The sequence below is a fragment of the Butyrivibrio sp. AE3009 genome, from assembly GCF_000420845.1.
Classification (GTDB): domain Bacteria; phylum Bacillota; class Clostridia; order Lachnospirales; family Lachnospiraceae; genus Butyrivibrio.
In genome coordinates, this window is record NZ_ATVS01000085.1 from 1 (window position 1) to 3,626 (window position 3,626).

Below are 3,626 nucleotides of genomic sequence, written 5' to 3' on the forward strand. Positions count from 1 at the left end.
GGAATAAGCAATTTACGCAGTAAATTAGCGGTTTCCGAATATTTGCAGAATTGCGAAAATGACTTTAGTCATGGAGCAATTCGTATATCATATAAATATGATTTGTTATAAATCGGGAATATAGGAGGGTTATAGAATGTTTGATTTTAAATATTTTACACCGACCAAGGTTGTCTTCGGCAAAAACACTGAGGCAAAAGTCGCCGAGCTCATAGAAGAGTTTGGCGGAACCAAGGTCCTTATACATTACGGCGGAGGCAGCGTTGTCCGCTCGGGACTTCTTAAGAAAGTCACCGATACTCTGGATGCAGCGGGGATCAGCTATGTGACGCTGGGCGGCGCTGTGCCCAATCCTCGTCTTAGCCTTGTATATGAAGGAATCAAGCTGTGCAAAAAAGAAAATGTGGACTTCCTTCTGGCAGTTGGCGGCGGTAGCGCTATCGACTCTGCCAAGGCAATTGGCTACGGCGTTGCCAACGAGGGTGACGTCTGGGATTTCTACGATTACAAGAGAAAGCCGGCTGCATGCCTGCCCCTTGGCGTTATTCTGACAATCGCCGCAACAGGGAGCGAGATGAGCGATTCCTCCGTTATCACCAAGGAGGAGGGCCTTGTTAAGAGGGGATGCAACAGTGATTATAGCCGTGCTAAATTTGCCATCATGAATCCTGAGCTGACCATGACTCTTCCGGATTATCAGACTGCCTGCGGCTGCACGGATATTATGATGCACACGATGGAGAGATATTTTACAAACGGCGGAAACATGGAGATCACCGATGCCCTGGCTGAGGGACTTCTTCGCACGGTAAAAAAGAACGCTCTCATCCTCTACAAGGATCCCAAGAACTACGATGCCCGCGCCGAAGTAATGTGGGCCGGAAGCCTGTCCCACAACGGTCTTACAGGCTGCGGCAACGACGGCGGCGACTGGATGACCCACAAGATGGAGCATGAGCTGGGCGGCCTCTATGACGTTGCCCACGGCGCCGGTCTTGCGGCGATCTGGGGCAGCTGGGCAAGATACGTATACAAAAACTGTCTCCACAGATTCAAGAAGTTTGCACTGAATGTCATGGAGGTGGAGAACACAGGAACAGACGAAGAGATCGCACTTCGCGGCATTGAGGCCATGGAGGATTTCTACAGAAGCATCGAGATGCCCACAAACCTCCGAGAACTGGGAGTTCAGCCCACCGAGGACGAGCTTAAGGACATGGCCCATAAGTGCGCCGTAGGCGTCGGCGGCGCAAAGGGCTCAGCCAAGGTTCTGGACGAGGCAGCAATGTTGGAGATCTTCAAGGCAAGCATGTAAAGGGGGCCGGGGAGCAGAGGTATGAAACTACTTCTACGACTTAGCAAGGAGGCAATAAGATGAAGGAAATTGCAAGTACTGTAGTGAAACCGGGAAGTGTTGCCCTGTGGTGGATGGGCCAGATGGGGCTTGTGCTGAAGTCAGCAAATACCACGATCATGATAGATTATTTTGCAACGCCGACGAAGGAGAGGCAGGTGCAGCCGCCGATTCCTGCTAAGGAGGTCACGGGGGTGGATGCTTTTCTTGGAACTCATGACCATCTGGACCACATCGACCACGAGGCCTGGAAAATCTGGGCAAAAAAATGTCCGAAGGCGAAGTTCGTTTTTCCCAAAGCCCATGAAAAATCGGTGCTGGAAGACGGCGTGAAGCCTGAAAATGCCGTGGGAATCAATGCGGAGGAATCGGTGAGAATAGGCGATTTCATTATTCATGCGATTCCGGCGGCCCATGAGTTTCCGGACAAGGACGAGGCGACGGGGCTGTATCCCTATCTGCAGTACATTGTGGAATGCGGTGGGATCAAGATATATCACGCGGGAGATACGGTCAGGTATGAGGGAATGCTACCGGCGGTGAAGAGCTTTGGCAGGATGGATGCGGCGCTTCTTCCCATAAACGGCCGTGATGCGGTGCGTTACAGCAACAACTGCATCGGCAACATGACCTATCAGGAGGCGGCGGATTTGGCCGGCGAGATAGGGACCAAGCTGGTTATTCCGGGGCATTTTGACATGTTCGCGGACAACTCCGAGGACCCTGCCAAGTTCAGGGATTATATCGAGGTGAAATATCCCGGGAAATTGAAGTGCCGGGTTCCTGTTATTATGGAAAAAATTGTACTGGAATCTTGATATTTTTTTGGCTGAAAGTCATGTCAATTGGTTACTTTAGACATGGCGAAAATCGCTATTTTGTGCATATTTGAGGGCAGAATCCTGATGACAGGGAGCTGCCCTCTACGTTATAATGTCTTTATCACAATCTATTGGGGAATAAAAAAATTTTATAAAGGAGAAGGTGAAGATATGAAAGGTTTTGCAATGCTCAAAATCGGCGAAGTAGGCTGGATTGAAAAAGAACGCCCCGCCTGCGGACCCATGGACGCCATCTGTCGTCCTCTGGCAATCGCTATCTGCACTTCTGACGTTCACACAGTCTGGGAAGGCGCTGTAGGCGATCGTCACAACATGATCCTCGGTCACGAGGGTTGCGCTGAAGTTGTTGAAGTCGGCAGTATGGTCAAAGACTTCAAACCCGGCGACAAGGTTCTTGTTCCCGCCATCACACCTGACTGGAATTCACTGGAAGCTCAGGCAGGATATTCAATGCATTCAAACGGAATGCTGGCCGGCTGGAAGTTCTCTAATTTCAAGGATGGTCTTGATTCCGAATTTTTCCATGTAAACGATGCAGACGGTAACCTGGCACACATGCCCGAGGGAATGACCCTTGAGGATGCCTGCATGCTGTCAGATATGGTTCCTACCGGATTCCACGGCGTAGAGCTGGCAGATGTTCAGTTCGGTGACACAGTTCTGGTTATCGGTATAGGACCTGTTGGTCTTATGAGCGTTGCAGGAGCACGTCTTCGCGGCGCATCCCGCATCATTGCAGTAGGCACACGTCCTAAATGCGTAGAGGCTGCCAAGTTCTATGGCGCAGACGAGTTCATCAGCTACAAGAACGGAACCATCGAGGATCAGGTTCTTGAGATGACCGGCGGCGTAGGCGTTGACAGAGTCGTTGTTGCAGGCGGCGGAGTACAGACCTTTGAATCAGCTGTTAAGGCTCTTAAGCCCGGCGGCAAGATCGGTAACGTTAATTACCTGGGAAGCGGCGACTATATCACAATCCCTCGTGTTGAGTGGGGCGTTGGTATGGGACACAAGCAGATCGCAGGCGGCCTGATGCCCGGCGGAAGACTTCGTATGGAGAAGCTGGGAGCACTTATCTCATCAGGAAGGCTGGATGTGAGCAAGCTTTCTACGCATGTATTCCATGGATGGGAGCATATTCCTGAGGCGCTGCAGCTTATGAAGGATAAGCCTGCAGAGCTGATCAAACCTGTAGTTATTCTTGATAATCAGCCATAAAGTTTGGCTACACGGACGCTCCGGTTCTTTCTGGCTTGGGACCGGGATCCCGGACTGATACAAATATTTAATTGCATCAGTCCGGGCTCCCGGCCCCTAGGTAGGAAGAGCCGGAGCTGCTCTTGTGTAAGGCATGGGGATAAATGAAATTCACCTATGGTGATTTTCATTAATTTATAGTACCTCTGCGAGAAAACCCCTTCCGTCAGGTT

Annotated in this window: 3 protein-coding genes; all 3 read left to right on the forward strand. The window is 50.8% G+C overall.

All coding sequences use genetic code 11. From position 1 onward, the window contains the following. Positions 1 to 136: 136 nt before the first annotated feature. The 3 genes from G588_RS0118265 to G588_RS0118275 all read left to right on the forward strand — a co-directional run bounded on the left by G588_RS0118265 (position 137) and on the right by G588_RS0118275 (position 3,414). The gene (locus tag G588_RS0118265; RefSeq protein ID WP_026668904.1) at positions 137 to 1,315 is read left to right on the forward strand and encodes an iron-containing alcohol dehydrogenase; all 1,179 of its coding nucleotides are present in this window, start codon (positions 137 to 139) and stop codon (positions 1,313 to 1,315) included. An 83-nt stretch (positions 1,316 to 1,398) separates the two neighbouring features. Further along, positions 1,399 to 2,172, forward strand: coding sequence for an MBL fold metallo-hydrolase (locus G588_RS21005; RefSeq protein WP_196805014.1), 774 nt, complete (start codon positions 1,399 to 1,401; stop codon positions 2,170 to 2,172). Between the two features lie 174 nt (positions 2,173 to 2,346). Then, positions 2,347 to 3,414: an NAD(P)-dependent alcohol dehydrogenase gene (locus G588_RS0118275; RefSeq protein ID WP_022780130.1), complete on the forward strand. Its 1,068-nt coding sequence runs from the start codon at positions 2,347 to 2,349 to the stop codon at positions 3,412 to 3,414. The last annotated feature ends 212 nt before the right edge of the window (positions 3,415 to 3,626 follow it).

Coding starts and splice junctions, on each gene's coding strand:
- G588_RS0118265 (WP_026668904.1), top strand. CDS start 137: ATGTTTGATTTTAAATATTTTACACCGACCAAGGTTGTCTTCGGCAAA.
- G588_RS0118275 (WP_022780130.1), top strand. CDS start 2,347: ATGAAAGGTTTTGCAATGCTCAAAATCGGCGAAGTAGGCTGGATTGAA.